The 21,283-nt window shown below is 70.1% G+C and carries 19 protein-coding genes; 10 read left to right on the top strand and 9 right to left on the bottom strand.

Going from position 1 to position 21,283, the window contains the following annotated elements; translation table 11 throughout:
* Window positions 1-120: 120 nt before the first annotated feature.
* Window positions 121-885 carry a glucose 1-dehydrogenase gene (locus RND61_RS09285; protein WP_315877349.1) on the bottom strand — a complete coding sequence of 255 codons (765 nt, stop codon included), beginning with the start codon at window positions 883-885 and terminating at the stop codon, window positions 121-123.
* A 262-nt stretch (window positions 886-1,147) separates the two neighbouring features.
* On the opposite strand from RND61_RS09285, the gene RND61_RS09280 reads away from it, so the two are divergent.
* Window positions 1,148-3,943: an aconitate hydratase gene (locus RND61_RS09280; protein WP_315877348.1), complete on the top strand. Its 2,796-nt coding sequence runs from the start codon at window positions 1,148-1,150 to the stop codon at window positions 3,941-3,943.
* A 145-nt stretch (window positions 3,944-4,088) separates the two neighbouring features.
* Here RND61_RS09280 and RND61_RS09275 read toward each other — a convergent pair whose 3' ends face one another.
* The 5 genes from RND61_RS09275 to RND61_RS09255 are packed head-to-tail and all read right to left on the bottom strand — an operon-like array spanning window position 4,089 to window position 6,880.
* Window positions 4,089-4,520: an NUDIX hydrolase gene (locus RND61_RS09275; RefSeq protein ID WP_315877347.1), complete on the bottom strand. Its 432-nt coding sequence runs from the start codon at window positions 4,518-4,520 to the stop codon at window positions 4,089-4,091.
* A gap of 56 nt (window positions 4,521-4,576) precedes the next feature.
* The gene (locus tag RND61_RS09270) at window positions 4,577-5,137 is read right to left on the bottom strand and encodes a hypothetical protein (RefSeq protein ID WP_315877346.1); all 561 of its coding nucleotides are present in this window, start codon (window positions 5,135-5,137) and stop codon (window positions 4,577-4,579) included.
* Window positions 5,137-5,589 (bottom strand): ATP-binding protein, encoded by a 453-nt coding sequence (locus RND61_RS09265; RefSeq protein ID WP_315877345.1) that lies wholly within the window; start codon window positions 5,587-5,589, stop codon window positions 5,137-5,139. The genes RND61_RS09270 and RND61_RS09265 overlap by 1 nt, the downstream gene beginning before the upstream one ends.
* Window positions 5,586-6,104, bottom strand: a complete 519-nt coding sequence (locus RND61_RS09260) for a hypothetical protein (protein ID WP_315877344.1) — start codon at window positions 6,102-6,104, stop codon at window positions 5,586-5,588. Before RND61_RS09260 ends, RND61_RS09265 begins: the two co-directional genes overlap by 4 nt.
* Window positions 6,105-6,139: 35 nt before the next feature.
* Window positions 6,140-6,880, bottom strand: coding sequence for a Scr1 family TA system antitoxin-like transcriptional regulator (locus tag RND61_RS09255; protein WP_315877343.1), 741 nt, complete (start codon window positions 6,878-6,880; stop codon window positions 6,140-6,142).
* Between the two features lie 1,001 nt (window positions 6,881-7,881).
* On the opposite strand from RND61_RS09255, the gene RND61_RS09250 reads away from it, so the two are divergent.
* Both RND61_RS09250 and RND61_RS09245 read left to right on the top strand, forming a co-directional pair.
* Entirely contained in the window at window positions 7,882-9,162 is a 1,281-nt protein-coding gene (locus RND61_RS09250; protein WP_315877342.1) for a Tat pathway signal protein, read from the top strand.
* Window positions 9,163-9,187: 25 nt separating this feature from the next.
* Window positions 9,188-9,739 carry a GNAT family N-acetyltransferase gene (locus tag RND61_RS09245; protein WP_315877341.1) on the top strand — a complete coding sequence of 184 codons (552 nt, stop codon included), beginning with the start codon at window positions 9,188-9,190 and terminating at the stop codon, window positions 9,737-9,739.
* A 521-nt stretch (window positions 9,740-10,260) separates the two neighbouring features.
* Here RND61_RS09245 and RND61_RS32660 read toward each other — a convergent pair.
* The 3 genes from RND61_RS32660 to RND61_RS09235 all read right to left on the bottom strand — a co-directional run bounded on the left by RND61_RS32660 (window position 10,261) and on the right by RND61_RS09235 (window position 12,510).
* A complete protein-coding gene (locus RND61_RS32660) occupies window positions 10,261-10,521 on the bottom strand; it encodes a chaplin family protein (protein WP_391653146.1) in 261 nt (86 codons plus the stop codon).
* A gap of 702 nt (window positions 10,522-11,223) precedes the next feature.
* The gene (gene cutA, locus RND61_RS09240; RefSeq protein WP_315877340.1) at window positions 11,224-11,544 is read right to left on the bottom strand and encodes a divalent-cation tolerance protein CutA; all 321 of its coding nucleotides are present in this window, start codon (window positions 11,542-11,544) and stop codon (window positions 11,224-11,226) included.
* Window positions 11,545-11,910: 366 nt separating this feature from the next.
* The gene (locus tag RND61_RS09235) at window positions 11,911-12,510 is read right to left on the bottom strand and encodes a DUF4291 domain-containing protein (protein WP_315877339.1); all 600 of its coding nucleotides are present in this window, start codon (window positions 12,508-12,510) and stop codon (window positions 11,911-11,913) included.
* 356 nt (window positions 12,511-12,866) lie between these two features.
* On the opposite strand from RND61_RS09235, the gene ngcE reads away from it, so the two are divergent.
* The 7 genes from ngcE (at window position 12,867) to RND61_RS09200 (ending at window position 21,231) form a co-directional block, all read left to right on the top strand.
* Window positions 12,867-14,354, top strand: a complete 1,488-nt coding sequence (gene ngcE, locus RND61_RS09230) for an N-acetylglucosamine/diacetylchitobiose ABC transporter substrate-binding protein (RefSeq protein ID WP_315877338.1) — start codon at window positions 12,867-12,869, stop codon at window positions 14,352-14,354.
* 84 nt (window positions 14,355-14,438) lie between these two features.
* Window positions 14,439-15,362: a carbohydrate ABC transporter permease gene (locus RND61_RS09225; RefSeq protein WP_315877337.1), complete on the top strand. Its 924-nt coding sequence runs from the start codon at window positions 14,439-14,441 to the stop codon at window positions 15,360-15,362.
* Window positions 15,363-15,374: 12 nt separating this feature from the next.
* Window positions 15,375-16,310: a carbohydrate ABC transporter permease gene (locus RND61_RS09220; protein WP_315877336.1), complete on the top strand. Its 936-nt coding sequence runs from the start codon at window positions 15,375-15,377 to the stop codon at window positions 16,308-16,310.
* A 200-nt stretch (window positions 16,311-16,510) separates the two neighbouring features.
* The gene (locus RND61_RS09215) at window positions 16,511-17,722 is read left to right on the top strand and encodes an ROK family transcriptional regulator (protein ID WP_315877335.1); all 1,212 of its coding nucleotides are present in this window, start codon (window positions 16,511-16,513) and stop codon (window positions 17,720-17,722) included.
* Window positions 17,723-17,843: 121 nt separating this feature from the next.
* Complete coding sequence (locus RND61_RS09210) at window positions 17,844-18,938, top strand: substrate-binding domain-containing protein (RefSeq protein WP_391653143.1); 1,095 nt, start codon at window positions 17,844-17,846, stop codon at window positions 18,936-18,938.
* Between the two features lie 200 nt (window positions 18,939-19,138).
* The gene (locus RND61_RS09205; protein ID WP_315877334.1) at window positions 19,139-19,933 is read left to right on the top strand and encodes an ATP-binding cassette domain-containing protein; all 795 of its coding nucleotides are present in this window, start codon (window positions 19,139-19,141) and stop codon (window positions 19,931-19,933) included.
* The gene (locus tag RND61_RS09200; protein WP_315877333.1) at window positions 19,930-21,231 is read left to right on the top strand and encodes a sugar ABC transporter permease; all 1,302 of its coding nucleotides are present in this window, start codon (window positions 19,930-19,932) and stop codon (window positions 21,229-21,231) included. The genes RND61_RS09205 and RND61_RS09200 overlap by 4 nt, the downstream gene beginning before the upstream one ends.
* Window positions 21,232-21,283: the final 52 nt, after the last annotated feature.

Genomic DNA, 21,283 nt, shown 5'->3' with positions numbered 1-21,283 from the left:
CGACGCGGCACCCCACGACGCGCGGGAACGCCGACCGTGCCGCCCGTCGCCCCGCCCCCGCCCGGCCCGCCGCCGGCCGGGGGAGCGGCGGCGGGCGGCACGCATCCCGTCAGTGGTTCGTCAGTGGTTGACGAAGCCGCCGTCCACGGGCACCACCGCGCCGGTCAGGAAGGGGCAGCGGTCGCTGAGCAGCCATGCCGCGGCGGCCGCGACCTCCTCCGGCGCGGCGGTCCGCCCCTGCGGGGTCATGGAGCACGCCAGCTCCTCCATGCCGGGGTTGCGCGCGAACCAGTCGGCGGTGATCTCGCTGCGGGTGGTCCCCGGGGCGAGGGCGTTCACCCGGATGCCCTGCTGGGCGTACTCGTCGGCCGCCGCCCTCGTGAGGCCGACGACCGCGTGCTTCGAGGCGACGTACGGCGCGGCGGCGGGTATGGCCACCAGGCCGGCGACGCTGCTGTTGTTGACGATCGCGCCGCCCCCGTGGGCCAGCATCGCGGCTATCTCGTGGCGCAGGCAGTTCCAGACGCCCCGCACGTTGACGTCCATGATGGTGTCGTAGACGTCGTCCGCCATCAGGTGCAGCGGGGTGCGGTCCCCTCCGACGCCGGCGTTGTTGAAGGCCGCGTCCAGCCGTCCGTACGCGGCGACCGCGGCGTCCACCGCGCGGGCCGCGTCCGCGGCCGAGGACACGTCGCCCACCACGTAGGACGCCTCCGTCCCGGCGCCGCGGAGCCCGTCCACGAGGGCGGCCAGCCGGTCCTCCCGGCGGGCGGTCAGCACCACGGTCGCGCCCTCCTCGCTGAAGACCTTCGCCGCCGCGGCTCCGATGCCGCTGCTCGCTCCGGTGATGAGGACCACTTTGTCGGCAAGAAGCTCACGGCTCATGGCTCGCATTCTCCCCGGGCGGGCCGCCCGCGCGGGCCTTTCGCCCAAACTCGCCCGCATGGCCCCGGCGCCGGGGGCGCCGGCGCATGACCGGACGGCGGGGATGTACTAGAGTTATCTCGACATCGAGATATCTGCTGACGACGCACCGCGGTCGCCCGCACAGGTAAGGCAAGCCTAACTAAGCCTTACCTTAGCGGATCGGCGAGATGCCGTGGCGGCAGGATGCGGTTGAACGCGCACATTGATGAAGGAGACTGTCGTGTCGGCGAACAGCTTCGACGCCCGCAGCACGCTGCGCGTGGGCGACGAGTCGTACGAGATCTTCCGGCTGGACAAGGTTGAGGGCTCGGCCCGCCTTCCGTACAGCCTCAAGGTCCTGCTGGAGAACCTGCTCCGCACCGAGGACGGCGCGAACATCACCGCCGACCACATCCGGGCCCTCGGCGAGTGGGACTCCCAGGCCCAGCCGAGCCAGGAGATCCAGTTCACCCCGGCCCGCGTGATCATGCAGGACTTCACCGGTGTGCCGTGTGTCGTGGACCTCGCCACCATGCGCGAGGCCGTCAAGGAGCTCGGCGGCGACCCGTCGAAGATCAACCCGCTCGCCCCGGCCGAGCTGGTCATCGACCACTCCGTCATCGCTGACAAGTTCGGCACCAAGGAGGCCTTCGGCCAGAACGTCGAGCTGGAGTACGGCCGCAACAAGGAGCGCTACCAGTTCCTGCGCTGGGGCCAGACCGCCTTCGACGAGTTCAAGGTCGTCCCGCCCGGCACCGGCATCGTCCACCAGGTGAACATCGAGCACCTGGCCCGCACGGTCATGGTGCGGGGCGGCCAGGCCTACCCCGACACCCTCGTCGGCACCGACTCGCACACCACCATGGTCAACGGCCTCGGCGTCCTCGGCTGGGGCGTCGGCGGCATCGAGGCCGAGGCCGCCATGCTCGGCCAGCCGGTCTCCATGCTCATCCCGCGCGTCGTCGGCTTCAAGCTGACCGGCGAGCTGCCCACCGGCACCACTGCCACCGACCTGGTGCTCACCATCACCGAGATGCTGCGCAAGCACGGTGTCGTCGGCAAGTTCGTCGAGTTCTACGGCGAGGGCGTCGCCGCCACCTCGCTCGCCAACCGCGCCACCATCGGCAACATGTCGCCCGAGTTCGGCTCCACCGCCGCGATCTTCCCGATCGACGACGAGACGCTGAACTACCTCAAGCTCACCGGCCGCTCCGAGCAGCAGGTCGCGCTCGTCGAGGCGTACGCCAAGGAGCAGGGCCTCTGGCTGGACCCGTCCGCCGAGCCGGACTTCTCCGAGAAGCTCGAACTGGACCTCTCCACCGTCGTCCCGTCGATCGCCGGCCCGAAGCGCCCGCAGGACCGCATCGTCCTGGCCGAGGCCGCCCAGCAGTTCGCCAAGGACGTCCTCAACTACGTCGATGCCCCCGTCGCCCAGACCCCGGAGGCCGCCGCCTCCCCGGTCGACGAGGCCAGCGCCGAGTCCTTCCCGGCCTCCGACGCCCCCGCCTACGGCCGTGAGGAGAACGGCGCGGGCGCCCCGCAGCACGGCCAGGGCACCGGCGCCGTCCCGTCCAACCCGGTCACCGTGACCGCCCCCGACGGCTCGACGTACGAGATCGACCACGGCGCGGTGACGGTCGCGGCCATCACCTCCTGCACCAACACCTCCAACCCGTACGTGATGGTCGCCGCCGCGCTCGTCGCGAAGAAGGCCGTCGAGAAGGGCCTGACCCGCAAGCCGTGGGTCAAGACCACCCTCGCCCCGGGCTCCAAGGTCGTCACCGACTACTTCGACAAGGCGGGCCTCACCCCGTACCTCGACAAGGTCGGCTTCAACCTCGTCGGCTACGGCTGCACCACCTGCATCGGCAACTCCGGCCCGCTGCCGGAGGAGGTCTCCAAGGCGGTCAACGACCACGACCTCGCCGTCACCTCGGTCCTCTCCGGCAACCGCAACTTCGAGGGCCGGATCAACCCGGACGTCAAGATGAACTACCTGGCGTCCCCGCCGCTGGTCGTCGCGTACGCCATCGCGGGCTCCATGAAGGTGGACATCACCAAGGACGCCCTCGGCACGGACCAGGACGGCAACCCGGTCTACCTGAAGGACATCTGGCCGACCGAGGCCGAGGTCAACGAGGTCGTCGCCAGCGCCATCGGCGAGGACATGTTCTCCAAGTCCTACCAGGACGTCTTCGCGGGCGACGCCCAGTGGCAGGCCCTGCCGATCCCCACCGGCAACACCTTCGAGTGGGACCCGGAGTCCACCTACGTCCGCAAGCCCCCGTACTTCGAGGGCATGACGATGGAGACGACCCCGGTCACCGACATCACCGGCGCCCGCGTCCTCGCCAAGCTGGGCGACTCGGTCACCACCGACCACATCTCCCCGGCCGGCGCCATCAAGGCCGACACCCCGGCCGGCAAGTACCTCACGGAGCACGGCGTCGAGCGCCGCGACTTCAACAGCTACGGCTCGCGCCGCGGCAACCACGAGGTCATGATCCGCGGTACGTTCGCCAACATCCGCCTGCGCAACCAGATCGCGCCGGGCACCGAGGGCGGCTACACGCGTGACTTCACGCAGGAGGGCGGCCCGGTCTCCTTCATCTACGACGCCTCGCAGAACTACCAGGCCGCCGGCATCCCGCTGGTCGTCCTGGCCGGCAAGGAGTACGGCTCCGGCTCGTCCCGCGACTGGGCCGCCAAGGGCACCGCGCTGCTCGGCGTCAAGGCCGTCATCGCCGAGTCGTACGAGCGCATCCACCGCTCCAACCTCATCGGCATGGGCGTCCTGCCGCTCCAGTTCCCGGAGGGCGCGTCCGCCCAGTCGTTGGGCCTGACGGGCGAGGAGACCTTCTCCATCACGGGTGTCACCGAGCTGAACGAGGGCACCACGCCGCGCACGGTCAAGGTCACCACCGACACGGGCGTCGAGTTCGACGCGGTCGTCCGCATCGACACCCCCGGTGAGGCCGACTACTACCGCAACGGCGGCATCATGCAGTACGTGCTGCGCAACCTGATCCGCGGCTGAGTCCCCGGCAGGTGAGCGGCGGAGGGCCGCACCCCGTTTCCACACGGGGTGCGGCCCTCCCGCCGTTCCCGGGCGTCTCGGCGGGTCTTTCGTCGTTCCCGGGTGCCTCGCGCTTTCCTGCCGTTCCCGGGTTCCCCGTGGCCCCCTACCAGCCGTGCACGGAGAACGGCTCTCCCTTGAGGTAGTGCGCGATCCCCAGGGCGTTGTAGGGCACGGTGTTGTCCGGGAGCCGGTCGCTCGGGTGCCAGGACAGGCCGGCGCACTTGTGGGGCTCCATGTTGCGCGGCTCGCCCTCCCAGTGCCGGGCGGTGAGGAACCATCCGACCCTGGGCTCTCCTTCCGGGTTGCGGAAGTGCATGGCGTGGACGATCCGCAGGGCGTCCCGTTCGACGGTGACATCGATCTCCTCGTGCGCTTCGCGGATCACCGCGTCGTACACGCTCTCCCCCGGCTCGACCTTCCCGGAAGGGAGGTTCAGCATCCCGTCCGCGTAACCGGTGCCCCGCCGCTCGGCGAGACACACGGCTCCGTCGCGCTCCAGGATGAGCATCACGTCGTTCACGGGCTGCTGGGGCACGGTGCTTCGTCCTCCGACGGGTGGGGCGTCTTGCCGGTAGGGGACTCTAGCGGGGTTCACACGGCCATCAGCCCCAGCTCGTCGACGCGCTCGGCGGTCCACTGGACGCGCTCGGCGACCGTCAGGCCCATCGGCATCACCAGGAGCCGCACACCGCTGGCCCGGCACGCCTCGTAGATCGCGTCGTCCGCCTCGTCCTGGAGGCCGAGGATCGAGAGGGCGGCCACGGCGAGGCGGCGGACGTGTCCGATCGCGTCCGCAGGGGGCGGCTGTTCGGCGCTGGCGTCGATCAGGTGCACCACCGTGTCGGTCGGGCACGGTGAGACCAGGTGGGGCACCGTCTCGACGAGCGCCGTGGCCGTCGCCCGGAGCCACGCCGCGATGGCGAGCGCCTGGGCCGGTGTGGGCCGTGGGTGCTCGTCGAAGACGCCGTCCGGGTCCCCGTACGCACGGTTGTCGACCACCGAGGCGGCCGGGGTGTGAGGCCGGTTCGCTTTGGTGGCCTGTCCCTCGGTGGCCAGGGCGCGGCGCGGACCGGCCAGGGTGCGTTGCGCGGTGTCCTCGTCGTCCGAGAACCGGCTCGGCGGTTGCAGGACGACGCCGGGTGCGGCGCCCATCACGACGGTCCGGCGGGGAGGGCGAGGGTGCACCAGGTGACCGTGCCGTCGTCGCTGGCGCCCCACTCCCGCGCGACGGCGGCGACGAGCCACAGACCTCGGCCGCTCTCGTCGGTCTCCTCGGCGGTCCGCAGGCGGGCCGGGGCGGTGCTGCCGTCGCTGACCTCGATGCGCAGCTCGACGGCGGAGTACGTCACCGTCAGCCCGACGTTCCCGCGGCCGTGCCGGACGGCGTTGGTGACGAGTTCGGAGACGACGAGCACGGCCGGGTCGAGCACTGCGCCGAGGCCCCGGTGGTGCAGGAGCGCGGCGGTGATCCGGCGCGTCTGGCCGACCCGGTACTCGGCCGGTTCGAAGGAGACGGCGAAGAGGAGCCCGGCCCGCTGGACCGCGGAGGGCGGGAGCGGTGGGAGTGGCGGCGTGTCGTGCCGGGCGGGGGAGCGGGCCGTCACCGCCGCCTCCCCGGCACCTCGACCTCGGGCACCACCAGGGCGAGGAACCCGAAGCCCTCCTGGAGCCCCTTGAGCTGCTGCCCGTAGACGCCGGGGTCCGGGCTGATGGCGACGTGGGTGACCGCCACGGCCCCGTCCGCGTAACCGGCACGGATGTGGTGGCGCACCGAGGTCCACCCCGGCCGCCGCTCGGGGTCGGGCTCACCGGGATCGTCCGTGTAGCGCCCGGTGATCCTCCAGTACTGCCGGGCGGCGAAGTCGTGTGCGAGGTTCAGGGCGTGCTGCGGCTCCCGGCCGCCCACGGTCGGCGCGTACAGGCACACCCGCGGCACGCGCCCCGCGGCCAGCAGCCGCTTGACCGTCCGGTCGAGGTGTTCGCGGCGCGCGGTGAGGAGCCGGAGATACGGATCGGGCTCGGTGAACACCCGTCCGGTACGCACGGAACTGCCGAGCCGGCGCTCGCGGTCCGTCCAGCCGCGGGCGGGAGCGGGGGTGGGGGCGTTGCTCTGGCACATGATGCCTTGGCTCCGTCAGAGAAAGGGAGGAGGGGTCAGACGTGCTTCTGGGCCATCGCGGTGGTCGCCTCGTCCAGCCGCCGCAGGCTCTCGTCGGGGGGCAGCGCGGCCTGCTCGTACCGGTCCATGCACGCGCGCAGCGCGGGCGCGTGCGGGCCGACCCGGTAGAGGACCGCGATGTTGTCCTCGTCGGCGTAGAGCGTCCCTTCGGGGCGTTCGATCTCGTACAGCGGGCCGCCGGGGGCGGGAACAGGGGCGTGGCCCGGCAGGACGAGGACCCGCGCGGTCCCTTGTTCCGCCAGGTGGTGGAGGTACTGGAGCTGCCGCGCCATGAGGGTGTGGCCGCCCACCGGCCGCACCAGGACGTACTCGTCCAGGAAGAGCGTCATGGCCGCGGGCTCGGGCTCGGGCCACCAGACCGGCGGCAGCGCGGTCGTCTCGGCCTCGGCCTCCGCGACCATCTGCTGGTAGGCGTACGTCTGGAACGGCACGGGGATCACCAGCGCGGTGAACGCGCGCACGCTGTTCGCGCCGCTCATGCACGCCCGGAGGCGGTCCCGCCGGTGGCGGCCGGTGTCCCGCAGGCGATGCCGCCGGTCGTCGTCCTCCACCTCCGTCCGCATGACGGTCCCCTCGTCGTCCGGCGCCCGTAGCAGGCCGCCGAACTCCTCGAACAGGTCGTCCGCCTTCAGCAGCGCCCCGGTGGGGAGCGCCGCCAGGTGCAGGCCGATCAGGTGGTCGGCGAGGGACGGCGCGGGGCCGGGCGACGAGTGCATGGAGGTCCTCATGAGCGTACGGAGCGGAATGCGGCGAGAGGCGATGACCGGCCGTCACCCTGGGGGCCGGGGGGCGGCCGGGGCCCGCGCCTCCGGCAGCCCGGCGGTACGGGCGACCTGGAGGGGGCCGGCCCTGCCCGAGAGCCCCTCGCGCGTGCGGGGGACCGGTGCGTACTCGGGAGGGCCCGTCTGTACCGGCTGCCGCGGGGGACGCGGCGACCGGTGCCTCAGTGTCGTGCGTACCAGCGGCCCAGGATGTCCGCGTCGCGCGGGGAGGGCGCCGGCTGGTACTCCATCAGCGTCTTCCCCAGCGGGGCCGGGGCGACGGAGTGGTGCTTCGGTGCTCGCGGCCGGTACCGGCCGGGTCCCGTACACGGTCACGCGGGGGTATGTCGGAGGTGGCCCCGCCGCTCGGGCACAGGGTGTGCGGATGGTCGCCCCAGCGGCACAGGGCGCCCGGAAGGACCGGCCACCGCCCGACGCCGACGCCCGGCCCGCACCCGCCCGCCTGCCACCGATCCATCACGCGGACGGCGGCCAACGCGACGGCAGAGACAGAGGCGACCACCAGCTCGCACGTCTCCGCACCCAACCTGATCGTCCCGCCCTCACCCTTCAGCCATCCGTCGCGCCGCGGATCGAACGCCGTACGGGGGGATCGCATCTGGTCAGCACCAGGTCGCGGCCGTCGCCCGGCCAAGAACCGCACGGAGCCGAAACGTGCGGAGCCGCTGTCCCACGTACTGCCGTCGATCGCTGGCCTAGCTGACAAAAGAGCCTCCAAGAACGCGTACGGAGCAGATTGGCCGTTCCGAACCAGGGCCGTTTCAGGCCCGGTCGACGGATCCGCCGCTCCGGCGTGTGAGGAGCGACACAGAGAGCTAACCGTTGTGGCGTGCCGGTCGCCATGACGAATTACCTGGACTCAACTCCGCACCAAACTGACGAATTGACCGTTTCTTTACTTTTGGGGTCTGCCTCCTCGCCTCTACGGTGAGCGGGTGGAGCGTGAGAAGAACGACCGCCTGCACAGCTGGCTGTCTGATCAGGACCTACGCGCTTACGAGCTGGCGGAGCAGGTCAATGAGGCGATCCGAGTGTTCAGCGGCCAACCGGGGAAGGCCACGGAGAGAACCGTCTTCCGGTGGTTGTCAGGCGAGAACCGATGGCCGCAGGCGCGCTTTCGCAAGGCATTGGAGCAGGTCACGGGGTTGTCCATCACCGACTTAGGGTTCGTCCCTACAAGTCGCCGTGAGTCGATCGCGGCCGCAGCACGGCAGGAGGACCCCATGCACCGTCGTCACTTCTTCGGAGTCGCCACCGGCACCGCGCTTGCTCTCGGGGCTGCTGGTCCTTCGGCTGCAAGTCGTCCGACGGTGGGACTGCGCGATGTCGAGCATCTCCGTGCTGAGTTGATGAAGCTCTGGCGGCTGGACGACCAGCACGGCGGCAGTGTCACTTTGGAGGCAAAGGCCGCTTCTCTGGCGCAGCGGACGCTCGGCCTTCAACGCAACGGCAGCGCCCATCAACGCATTCGCTCCCGGCTCTATGCCCTCGCGGCTGCGTTCACCGCCACCGCCATGTGGGCGGCGGTCGATTCTCGACGGATGCGCGACGCCCAGCGCTACCTCGATGAGGCGGTGAAGCTGGCTGGTCTGTCCGGTGACGGTGAGGTCCAGCACCAGACCTGGCGCTATGCAGCGATGCTCGCGACCCAGCGCGGTGATTACACCGAGGCGATGGCCGCGTCGGAAGCCGCCATGAGTACACAGGCGCACCGTGCCGATCACCTGTACAAGTCGATCTCACACAGTCGACTTGCTCTGTCCGCTGCCAATGCCGGCGAACAGACACGCGCTAAGCGAGCGCTGGACAGGGCCATCGCGGCATTCGACCGCGCCGACCCCGAGGCAGGACGTTCGGCGAGCGTGGCCTACTACACGCGCGCCGAGCTGCACGGCCTGACCGGCATCGTTCACTACCGGCTCGGTGATCCGGAGCTGGCCGAGTATCACGTTCATCAGTGCCTGGCGGAACTCCGCCAGGACCAGCACCGCAACCGGGCGTACTACACCGCTCAGGCCGCCTTGTTCCAAGCCGCGCAGGGAGACCTAGAGCAGGCAGTCGACACCGCCGCACGCGTCATTCCGCCTGTCGATGCCACATCCGGCCGGATCCCACACTTGCTCGGCACGTTCACGTCCGCGCTCAACATGAAGGCCCCCGACGCGCGCGTCACCCGTGAATGGAACAGGCGGGTCCGCACCGCCCAGCACCCGTAACCACACATCCGAGGAGCCTGTACCTGTGAGCCAGACCCCGGCCGTCACGCTTGTCCGCTACGGCACCGAGCAGTTGCCCTCCATCCGCCCTACGCTGGTCGGCCTGTACGGCGAGGTGTACGAGAAGGAAATCGCTGAGGACCCATTCTTCTCCGTCGAGCGGTTCGAGCAACGCCTCCGGGGCCACTCCTCCCGGCCCGGGTGGGAAGCCGTCGTCGCCTACGACGGCGGCGAGGCAGCCGGATACGCGTACGCGGCGCCCCTTCCGGAGCGCACGGGCTGGTGGTCACACATGCTCACACCGCTACCGGACGAGGAGACCCGCGAGGACGGCACGCGAACCCTGGCCCTGTTCGAACTGATGGTGCGCGCCCCGTGGCGGAAGACCGGCCTCGCCCAGCGCATCCACGAAGAACTGCTCACCGGCCGCAGGGAGGAACGGGTGACACTCCTCGTGGAGCCCGGACACCCCAAGGTCAAGGCGCTGTACGAGCGCTGGGGATATCGCCACATTGGCGACCAGCAGCCTTTCCCCGACGCCCCGGTCTACGCCACCATGCTGAGGAACCTTCGCTGAACAGGGCGGTTTCCAACCCCCGGCGGCGACTGTGGCACGTCCCGTCGTGCCCGCCAGCACGATCCTGGCCTACACGCACTTGGTCCGGGCCATCAGAAGCCTCTGTACTGCTCGTCGGCTCTGCCTCGTTCGCTGGGTTCATCTCTGGTGTGCGAGACGGCGGGTTCGGTATCTGACGCGAGCAAAACGTAGGACGGCCCGTTTTCCCCAGTCCATATCCGGGGGAGACGGGCCGTTTTCGTACAGCCGTACCCATGGGCGGATCGGAGCGCACCCCCCGTGACCGGACGGCGGGAAGGTGGTACCGGCGTGGTGCGGCCCCACCAGGGTGCGGAGCGGAGTGCGGCGAACTGGCGGGTGGCACCGCAGAACGCGCGGGGCCGCACGGCACAGCTATCCGGCAGGCCGTACGGGACAGTTGCTCGCCCGGTTCGGTGATGAGCGGCCCCTCCCCGGGCGTCCGGGAACAGGGCCGCCCACGTCTTCGGTTTGTCCGGCCGGCCGGGTCACCGCCGAGCGGTCTACATCATCGGAAGGTCTGTGCCGCCGCACCAGCTGTAGGGGCGGGAGGCAGGCACTGCGACGAGGTTGCCCACGGCGAGGCCGGGTGCACTCGACGTTGCGCCGGTCGCGCGGGAGTCGTCGTGGTTGACACAGGTGTTGCCTCCGGACGGCCCGAGGCCGGCTCCGATGCCCCCTGCGTACGCATGGCCTGCGGTCGCCCCCAGAGCAGCGGCGGCGAGCGCCGTGGCTGTCAGCGAGGAACGTACGGTTCGGTGCACCTGATGTCTCCTTCGGTCGGCTCCGTGACTTCGTGCCGCCCAACGACCCTCATACACCTCGGTCACACCATGCGGTAGTCGGCTTGACGCACAAACGCGCGAGCGACGCGTCAGTCACGTCAGGAGACCGACCGCGTGGCTGACGTGCCACCACATGCCGCCCACTGCTCCCCGAGACCGAAAGGCCCGTTTTCCGGCAGGTGACAGAGGCGGAAGCCTTTCCTCGCCTTCCATGCCAAGGGACGTACTGTCGGGGATCGTCCGGCGGATAAGCGGAACCATCGTTATCGCCAATGATTGCTCGATTGGCCCCGAGGTCGGATACCACCGCATCCAGACCGGTCTTGCGGACCGTCTCGACCAGCAGCACCGCACGGCCTGTGCGACCACTCCGCGACCGCCGCCCTCGACGGGGACACGCGGGTGCAACCCGACACGCCTACTCACCTGGAGAGCGCTTCCCCCCCCATACAGCCAACAGGACCCTAGGCAAGTCCCGTCGTTGCAGGTCAGAAGCGCTCTCCGTTTATTTGACCAAGGCATGGACGAGCGCGCTCGTGAATGTGCGAGACCAGCGGGCCCGAGAGAGTCCGCCAGTCGTCCGGCGAGGCCCGTCCCGTCACCGTGGGACGGGCCCGCGTCCAGGCCGCTGCTCCTCGGCTTCCGGCCGGGGAACGCGCGCCCGCCGAGGCGGCCTGATGGTTACGCGGTTTCCGCGTGGACCCATGACAGGTAGGCGTCGGAGCCGCCGGTCACCGGGATGGTGATCCATTCGGGGACGTCGTAGCTGTGTTGGTCGGCGACCCAGGATTGCAGTTCGGGGAGACGTGTCGTGGTCGTCTTGTAGGAGACGCGCCATTCCTGGGCGGTCTCGATGGCGTTCTTCCACCAGTAGACCGCGGTGAAGGGCGGGTCGATGTGTGCGCAGGCGACCAGCCGCTGCTCGACCGCGCCGCGGGCGAGGGCCTTCGCCTGCGCCTCGTCGTCGATGGTCGTCTGTGCGATCACGATCTCGCTGCCCATGAAGCTTCCCTCCCGGATAGGTGGGTGACGACCCTACCGGGGCACAGTGGCTTCGGCGCGGCGACCGTCCGCCCGGCGGGGAGGTCCGTCCGCCGTTTTCCGTACGGGCGGGCGTGGTTCCCGGCCCTTCGGGCCCGGACCGCGGCGGGACGCGCGGGTGCCGCTGGGGGTGGAAGGGCGCGGGGGCGGTCGTACCACGGTCCTACTCGGTCCCGCACGCCCCTGCTCATTCCCGCACGATCTTGCTCGGTCCCGAACGGCTTTGCTCGGCCTGCTCGGCCTGCTTGGCCTTGCGCGACCCTGCTCGGGTCGTCCTCGAACCCGAGGCCGTCCGGCCTGAGCGGGGCCCCACCGGGCCCGGATGGCTCAGCCGGCCGTCGTCACCCGGTCCAGCAGTCCGTCCGCGACCGGGTACGGCTCCTCCCGCGGCAGCAGCCGCCGCGCCGCGTCCAGGTCTCCGGCGCGCACCAGGGCGTGGACCTCGCGGGCGAGCGGGGTGACGTCCGTGAGGGAGACCGTCCACTCGTCCGCGTACCGCCGCGCCGCCTCACCGGCGAGCCCCAGTTGGAGCGAGCGGTACGGCAGCGGACGCAGGCGCAGGTCGCGCTCGGGGTCCCACTGCACGCGCGCCGGCGCCTCCCGCAACTCCCGCCGCCAGCTCTCCCGGTCGGCGTGCAGGCGGGGTTCGTAGTGCGACAGGCAGGCGCGGCGCAGCGCCCACTCGAAGCCCGCGCGGCTGATCTCGACCGCCAGCACGGTCTCCTGGCCCTCCTTCTCCGCCCAGCCGCAGCGGTACATCATCCACAGGAACGACGGCTTGATCCACGTCATCCGGTCCCGCTTCCAGGAGGCCGGGAACCGCCCGTCGCGGGCGGCGGGCAGACCGATGGCGGGGGAGTACGCCTGGTAGACGGTGACGGTCGAGTCCGTGTGGAGCGCGCGGACGCGCTGGTGGGGTTCCTGCACGGCGCCAGGATGCCCGCCCCGCGCCCCGTCCGGCCACCGTGTTTACGCGTACGTCCCCGTGGACCCGGCCCGCCTTCGAGAAGCCCCGTGTCCCGGGTGTTTCCCCCGAGGTCTCAACTAGGGAAAGACTCCCGCCGAATGCTGTTGCCGATCTTGCCCCGCCGACCGGAAGTGGACTATACCTGTCGGCACCCACACGGCCGCTCGCCCGAGCTGCGGTGCGGGTGCGCGACCCTCCTGCACGAACCGGTAAGACCCAGCTGCGACAGACCGCGGTGGCGGGGCCCTTCGCCTGTGGCGAGCGGTACGGGCGACCGGCGCACCGCCCGAGTCCTGGAGAAGGCGAGGACGTGAGCATGGGATCCACCTCCGCCCGCGACGACGGTTCCACCCCCGAAGGCACCGGGGGCCACGCGGGCCCCGGCCGCCGCGATCTGATCAGGCGGTCCGCCGCCCTCGGCCTGGTCGCCGTCCCCGCGATGGGCTTCCTGTCCGCCTGCGCCACCGGTGGCGGTGGCGGTGGCGGCGCGAGCGACGGCACGACGGCCGCCGCCGGCGAGAAGACCGACAAGAACCCGCTCGGAGTGAAGGAGGGCGCCCCGCTGGAGGCGTTCATCTTCAAGGGCGGGCTCGGCGACCAGTACGCGAAGGACGCCGAGGCCGACTACAAGGCCACGTACAAGGCCGAGGTGAAGCACACCGGCACCCAGCAGGTCGGCCCCAAGCTCACCCCGCGTTTCGCCGGCGGCAACCCGCCCGACGTCATCGACAACTCCGGCGCCGACCACCTGGACATGAACAAGCTGTCCACGCAGGGCCAGCTCCAGGACCTCGCCGCGCTGCTCGACGCCCCGTCCCTCGACGACCCGGCGAAGAAGGTGCGGGACACGATCCACCCGAGCACCATCGAGAAGGGCAAGCACGGCGACACGTTCGACGTGCTCTACTACGCCTTCACCATCTACGGCACCTGGTACTCGCAGAAGCTCCTCGACTCCAGGGGCTGGACGTACCCGAAGACCCTCGACGAGATGGTCGCGCTCTGCGGCGAGATCAAGAAGGCCGGCCTCGCGCCCTGGACGTACGCGGGCAAGTATCCGTACTACGTGCACTTCAACCTCTTCGCCCAGATCGCCAAGATCGGCGGCATGGAGAAGTGGATCGCCATCGACAACCTGGAGCCGAACGCCTGGACGTCGAACGACGGGGTCCGCCAGGTCGTCGAGCACTACGAGGAACTGGCCGCGAAGAAGTACTTCCTGGAGGGCAGCCAGGGCCTCACCCACATCCAGTCGCAGACCGCCTGGACCAAGGGCAAGGCGGTCTTCCTCCCCAACGGCTCCTGGGTGGAGAACGAGTCCGCGCCGACCACCCCGGACGGCTTCGGCATGTCGGTGGGCGCCCTCTTCGACGGCGGTGGCGGCGACAAGCTGCCGCACGGCACCCTGCGCGCCGAGCCGAGCGAGCCGTACATCGTCGCGGCCAAGGGCCGAAACCCGATCGGCGGCATGGAACTGCTGCGCATCATGCTGTCGAAGAAGCACGCGCAGAACTTCGCGACGAAGGTGAAGTCGCTGACCTGTGTCGTGGACGCCACGGAGGGCATGACCCTCTCACCGGGCCTCGCCTCCGCCAGCAAGGTCTTCAAGGAGGCGGGGGAGAACCTGATCAGCCTTCAGCTCCAGGAGTGGTACCCCGCGCTCACCGACGAGAAGATCGGCGGCCTCACCGGGCAGTTGCTCGCGGGTGAGCTGAAGGCCGCCGACTGGATCAAGAAGACCCAGGCGGAGGCCGACAAGGTGGCGAAGGACAGCTCCGTCACCAAGTTCAAGCGCACCGCCTGACCGGGCCGGCCGCACGACCGCCGAGGCACCGAGGCACCGACGGAACGACGGAACGACGGAACGAGGGGAAGGGCCGGAAGCCCCATGCAGCACGGCAAGTACCGATTCATCGCGGGCTTCCTGGCCCCACCCCTGCTCATCTACGCCGTCTTCGTCGTCTCGCCCTTCGTCCAGGCCTTCCAGATCTCGATGACGGACTGGTCGGGGCTGGTGGGCACGGCCCGGTTCGTCGGCCTCGACAACTTCGTCCGGCTGTGGCAGAGCGACGAGTTCTGGAACGCGCTGCGGCACAACGTCTCCATGCTGGTGTTCGTCCCCCTCGTCACCCTCGCGCTGGGCCTGTTCTTCGCCTTCATGCTGAACGTGGGCGGCAAGCGGCGGAAGAACGAGGTGGTCACGGGGGTCACCGGGTCGCGCTTCTACAAGTTCGTCTTCTTCTTCCCGCAGGTCATCTCCATCACGATCATCGCCGTCATCTGGTTCAACATCTACAACCCGGACCCCGACGACGGCATGCTGAACTCCCTGCTCGGCGCGGTCGGCCTGGATGGGTTGCAGAACGCCTGGCTGGGGGAGAAGAGCCTCGCGCTGTGGTGCATCAGCGCGGTCATGGTCTGGGGCCACGTCGGCTTCTACGTCGTGCTGTTCTCCGCCGCCATGGCGTCCATCCCGCGCGACATCTACGAGGCGGCCCTGCTCGACGGCGCCGGCCGCTTCCACACCTTCTTCCGGATCACGCTGCCCCTCCTGTGGGACACCGTCCAGACGGGCTGGGTGTACATGGGCATCATCGCCCTCGACGCCTTCGCGCTGGTCCAGATCATGTCCGTGAACATGGGCGGCCCGGACGGGGCGACCGACGTCATGCCGCTCAGGCTCTACCTGACGGCGTTCCGCGACAGCCAGTACGGCTACGCAGCGGCGATGGGCGTCGCGATGCTCGTCGTCACGATGGCCTTCGCCGTCCTCACGTTGCGCTTCGCGCGGCGTGAGCGGATCGAGTACTGAAGGGGGAGGCACATGGCCACCGACGAGATCGTGAAGGCGGACGGGCCGGTCGACGGGGGGCGGGGCCCGCGCGTTCGCGGCGGGGCGCCGCGGCCGGCCGCCGCGCGCTCCTCCGAGGGCGGGGTCCTCAACGTCTTCTCGCACGGCATCCTCGTGCTGTGGGCGCTGATGGTCGGCGTGCCGCTGCTGTGGGTGATGTGGAGCGCCTTCAAGGACAGCAACGGCATCCTCACCGACCCGTGGGGGCTGCCGACCGTCCTGCACTGGGAGAACTGGTCGAACGCCTGGAACGAGGCGAACATGGGCCGGTACTTCGTGAACACCGCGATCGTGGTGGGCGGTTCGGTCGTCGGGACGATGGTGCTGGGCTCGATGGCGGCGTACGTCCTGGCCCGCTTCACCTTCCCCGGCAACCGGCTCGTCTACTACCTGTTCGTCGCCGGCATGTCCTTCCCGGTGTTCATGCTGGTGATCCCGCTGTTCTTCGTCATGCGGGACTTCCCGGGCAGCTCGCTCCTCGCGACGTACCACGGGCTGATCCTCGTCTACATCGCGTACTCGCTGCCGTTCACCGTCTTCTTCATGACGGCGTTCTTCCGGACCCTGCCGACCTCGGTGGCCGAGGCGGCGATGATCGACGGGGCCTCGCACACCCGGACGTTCTTCCAGGTCATGCTGCCGATGGCCAAGCCCGGACTGATCAGCATCGGGATCTTCAACTTCCTCGGGCAGTGGAACCAGTACCTGCTGCCGATGGTGCTGAACCAGCAGGAGGACATGTACGTCCTCACCCAGGGCCTGGCGATGATCGCGCTCCAGCAGGGGTACGAGAACGACTGGGGCGCGCTGATGGCCGGGATGGTGATCGCGATGCTGCCCGTGCTGGTGGTGTACGCGGTCTTCCAGCGGCAGGTGCAGGCGGGGCTGACGGCCGGCGCCCTGAAGTAGCTACGGATCGTGAACCGCCCGCCGGGACGCAGCGGCCCCGGCGGGCGGTTTCTTTGTGCCAGGTTTCCGACATATCGGATTTCCAGCGACATTAGCCGCTCATCGGAGCTTCGTGATGCTCAAGGTCTTGACGGAGGCCAACGCGAAACGCTCAGCTTAGAGTTCACATGTTGGAGAAAACGGCAGGAGTGAGAGAGTCGATGGAGACTCCGGGGTCGCAGACGTCTCTGCATCGCGCCAACCTCGAGCGGGTCGTGCGCGCCGTCCGCATGGCCGGTTCGCTCACCCAGGCGGAGATCGCCAGGGCCACCGGGCTGTCCGCCGCCACGGTCTCCAACATCGTGCGGGAGCTGAAGGACGGCGGCACGGTCGAGGTCACCCCGACCTCCGCGGGCGGGCGCCGGGCCCGCAGCGTCTCGCTCAGCGGCGACGCCGGGATCGTCATCGGCGTCGACTTCGGCCACACCCACCTGCGGGTCGCCGTCGGCAACCTCGCCCACCAGGTGCTCGCCGAGGAGTCCGAGCCGCTCGACGTCGACGCCTCGTCCGCCGAGGGCTTCGACCGGGCGGAGCAGCTGGTCAAGCGGCTGATCGAGACCACCGGCATCGGACCCGGGAAGGTGATCGGCGTCGGCCTCGGCGTCCCCGGCCCGATCGACGTCTCCTCCGGCACGCTCGGCTCCACGTCGATCCTGCCGGGCTGGACCGGCATCAACCCCAGCCGGGAGCTCTCCGCCCGCCTCGGCGTCCCCGTCTACGTCGACAACGACGCCAACCTCGGGGCCCTCGGCGAGCTCGTGTGGGGGGCGGGCCGGGGCGTGCGCGACCTCGCGTACATCAAGGTCGCCAGCGGCGTCGGCGCCGGCCTCGTCATCGACGGGCAGATCTACCGGGGGCCCGGCGGCACCGCCGGGGAGATCGGGCACATCACCCTCGACGAGTCGGGCCCCGTCTGCCGCTGCGGCAACCGCGGCTGCCTGGAGACCTTCACGGCCGCGCGGTACGTCCTGCCGCTGCTCCGGCCCGGGCACGGCCCCGACCTGACCATGGAGCGGGTCGTCCAGCTCGCCCGCGAGGGCGACCCCGGCTGCCGCCGCGTCGTCGCCGACGTGGGCCGCCACATCGGCAGCGGCGTCGCCAACCTCTGCAACCTGCTGAACCCCAGCCGGGTCGTCCTCGGCGGCGACCTCGCGGAGGCCGGCGAGCTGGTCCTGGCGCCGATCCGCGAATCCGTGTCGCGGTACGCGATCCCCAGCGCGGCCCGCCACCTCGCGGTGGCTCCGGGCGCCCTCGGCGGACGCGCCGAGGTGCTGGGCGCCCTCGCCCTCGTACTGAGCGAAATGGGCGATTCGACCCTTCTGGACAACGCTTCCCCGGCGCACGGCCGAGTGACTACGCCTGCGTTCATTTAGATAACGCATGGCACCGTTGTCATCTCGTTAAGAATTTACTCCTTGACGACAGCGTGGCGGCCGAGTTGACTCACGTCCACCTCGGCCGCAGTGTCGCGGCCTCGTCAGGGAGGCAACCCCAATGAACGCAATGACGCGTCGCGTCGTCATAGGTACGGCCGCGGTCTCCATGGCCGTGTCCCTCACCGCCTGCGGCAAGGCGGGAGACGGCGACGCCGCCGCCGGCGGCGACAGCAAGACGATCGGTCTGCTCCTTCCGGAGAACAAGACCACGCGTTACGAGACCTTCGACCGCCCGATCATCGAGGCGAAGATCAAGGAGCTGTGCTCCGACTGCGAGGTCAAGTACAACAACGCCGCGCAGGACACCGAGACCCAGAAGAAGCAGTTCGACGCGCTCGTGACGCAGGGCGTCAAGGTGATCATCCTCGACGCGGTCGACTACAAGGCCACCAAGTCCTGGGTGCAGCAGGCCGAGAAGAAGGGCGTCAAGGTCGTCGCGTACGACCGGCTCGCCGAGGGCCCGATCGCCGCGTACGTCAGCTACGACAACGAGAAGATCGGCCGCCTCCAGGGCGAGGGCCTCGTCAAGGCCCTGGGCGACAAGGCGAAGGACGCCAACGTCGTCATGATCAACGGTTCGCCGACCGACCCGAACGCCCCCCTCTTCAAGAAGGGCGCGCACAGCGTCCTCGACAAGCAGGTCGGGAAGATCGTCTACGAGCAGGACATCCCGGACTGGTCCCCGGACGAGGCAAACAAGAAGATGGGCGCCGCCATCGACTCCCTCGGCAAGGACGGCTTCCAGGGCGTCTACTCCGCCAACGACGGCATGGCCGGCGGCATCATCACCGCCCTCAACAAGCAGGGCGTCAAGGTCCCGGTGGGCGGCCAGGACGCCGAGCTCGCCGGTCTCCAGCGCATCCTGAAGGGCGAGCAGTCCTTCACGATCTACAAGCAGATCAAGCCCGAGGCCGAGACCACCGCCGAGATCGCCGTGGCGCTCCTCAAGGGCGAGAAGTTCGACCACCTCACGCCGACCAAGGTCACCAGCCTCACCGGTGAGTTCACGAACATCCCGGCGAAGCTGTACGACGCGCAGATCGTGACCAAGGACAACATCGCCGACACGGTCGTCATGGACAAGGTCTACAAGGCCGCCGACATCTGCACGGCCGAGTACAAGGCCGCGTGCGAGGCCGCCGGCATCAAGTAGCCGGTCCCTCCCCTCCCCCCACCGCGCACAGGGCCCTCGCTCCGGGCCCTCGGGTGAGGCCCGTTCGACCCGGGCCCCCGCAGCAGCCGGTCCGGCGCCCGCCCCGCGCCACACGCCCCGCAGCGGCGGGCGGGCGCCGGACTCCCCTCGCACCCCTGTGCCCACGCACCACCATCCCCGCCCGCGGGCGGGTGAAGGAGATGATTCACGTGTCCGCTACGCCCGTGCTGGCGTTGCGCGGAGTCTCCAAGCGGTTCGGCGCCGTCCAGGCGCTCACCGACGTAGACCTGGAGATCCACGCCGGTGAGGTCGTCGCCCTCCTCGGCGACAACGGCGCCGGCAAGTCGACCCTCGTCAAGACGATCTCGGGCGTCCACCCGATCGACGAGGGCGCCATCGAGTGGCAGGGCCGCCCGGTCCGGGTCACCCGGCCGAACGACGCCCAGGAACTCGGCATCGCGACCGTCTACCAGGACCTCGCGCTCTGCGACAACCTCGACGTGGTCGCCAACCTCTTCCTCGGCACCGAGGTGCGCCGCGCCTCCGTCCTCGACGAGATCGCGATGGAGAAGCGCGCCAAGGAGCTCCTCGACACCCTCTCCATCCGCATCCCCAGCGTGCGGATCCCGGTCGCCTCCCTCTCCGGCGGCCAGCGCCAGGTCGTGGCCATCGCCCGCGCCCTGATCGGCGACCCGAAGATCGTCATCCTGGACGAGCCGACCGCCGCCCTCGGCGTCGAGCAGACCGCGCAGGTCCTCGACCTCGTCGAGCGCCTCCGCGAGAACGGCCACGGCGTCATCCTCATCACCCACAACATGGCCGACGTCAGGGCCGTCGCCGACCGCGCCGCGATCCTGCGCCTCGGCCGCAACAACGGTGTCTTCCGCGTCAAGGACACCTCGCACGAAGAGATCATCGCCGCGATCACCGGCGCCACGGACAACGCCGTCACGCGCCGCCAGGCCCGTACGGCCTCGAAGGAGGACGCGAAGTGAGCGACCTCACCAAGACCCCCGGCCGCGACCCCCGGGCCGCGGACGGCGCCGACCGGCCGGCCGCGCCGGCCCCGGCCGTCGACCCGCGCCTCCTCGTCCGCGAGGAGGGCCTCAAGGGCTACTGGAGCGAGTTCACCCGCAAGGTGCGCGGCGGTGAGCTGGGCTCCCTGCCGGTCCTCGTCGGCCTGATCGTCATCGCGATCGTCTTCCAGTCGCAGAACGGCAACTTCCTGTCGGCCAGCTCCGTCGCGAACATCGCGGTCTACAGCTCCGGCCTCGGCATCATGGCCGTCGGCATCGTCTTCGTCCTCATCCTGGGCGAGATCGACCTGTCCGTCGGCTCCGTCGCGGGCGTCGGCGCGGCCGTGTGGGCCGTCCTCAGCGTCAGCAACGGCCTCAACGACTGGCTCGCCGTCCTGCTCTCCGTCCTCGCCGGCCTCGCCCTCGGCCTGCTGCACGGCTTCTTCTTCGCGAAGGTCGGCGTGCCCGCCTTCGTCGTCACCCTCGCCGGCTTCCTCGGCTGGAGCGGTCTGCAGATCTGGCTGATGGGCAAGGAAGGCTCCATCAACACGCCGACCGGCAGCATCGTCGAGAACCTCACCGGCTACTACTTCGAGGACAAGGCCGCCGCCTACGGCCTCGCCCTCTTCGCCGTCCTCCTCTACGCGGGATCGCTCCTGCTGGACGTCAAGCGCCGCCGCGCCGCGGCCCTGCCGTCCCGCCCGACCAGCGAGATCCTGCTGCGCGCCGGCGCCGTCGCCGTCCTCTGCTTCGCCGTCGCGTACGTCCTGAACGAGCCCGCCGGCGCCCGCGGCCTGCCGCTGGCCCTGGTCCTGTTCCTGGCCGTCCTGGTCGTCGCCGACTTCGTCGCCCGCCGCACCACCTTCGGCCGCCAGGTCTTCGCGGTCGGCGGCAGCGCCGAGGCGGCCCGCCGCGCCGGCATCAACGTGGACCGCGTCCGCATCACCGTGTTCGGCCTCTCCGGCCTGCTCGCCGCGTTCGGCGGCCTCTTCGTCGCCAGCCTCTCCGGCGGCGCCACCAAGAGCCTCGGCGGCGGCAACACCCTGATGCTCGTCATCGCGGCGGCCGTCATCGGCGGCACCAGCCTCTTCGGCGGCCGCGGCAAGGTCTGGTCGGCCCTGCTCGGCATGATCGTCATCCAGTCGATCCAGCAGGGCCTCAACATGCTCGGCATGGCCAGCGAGATCCAGTACATGATCACCGGCGCGGTGCTCCTCGCCGCCGTCGTGATCGACTCGATCTCCCGCCGCACCCAGAAGGACGCGGGCCGCGCGTAGCGGCGCAGATCACCCCCGCAGTGCCCGGCGCCGAGCAACCGGCGCCGGGCAC

The organism is Streptomyces tamarix (genome assembly GCF_032423885.1).
Classification (GTDB): Bacteria; Actinomycetota; Actinomycetes; order Streptomycetales; family Streptomycetaceae; genus Streptomyces; species Streptomyces tamarix.
The sequence above is the reverse complement of the archived record's forward strand: the minus strand, read 5'-3'. Positions and strand labels throughout refer to the sequence as shown.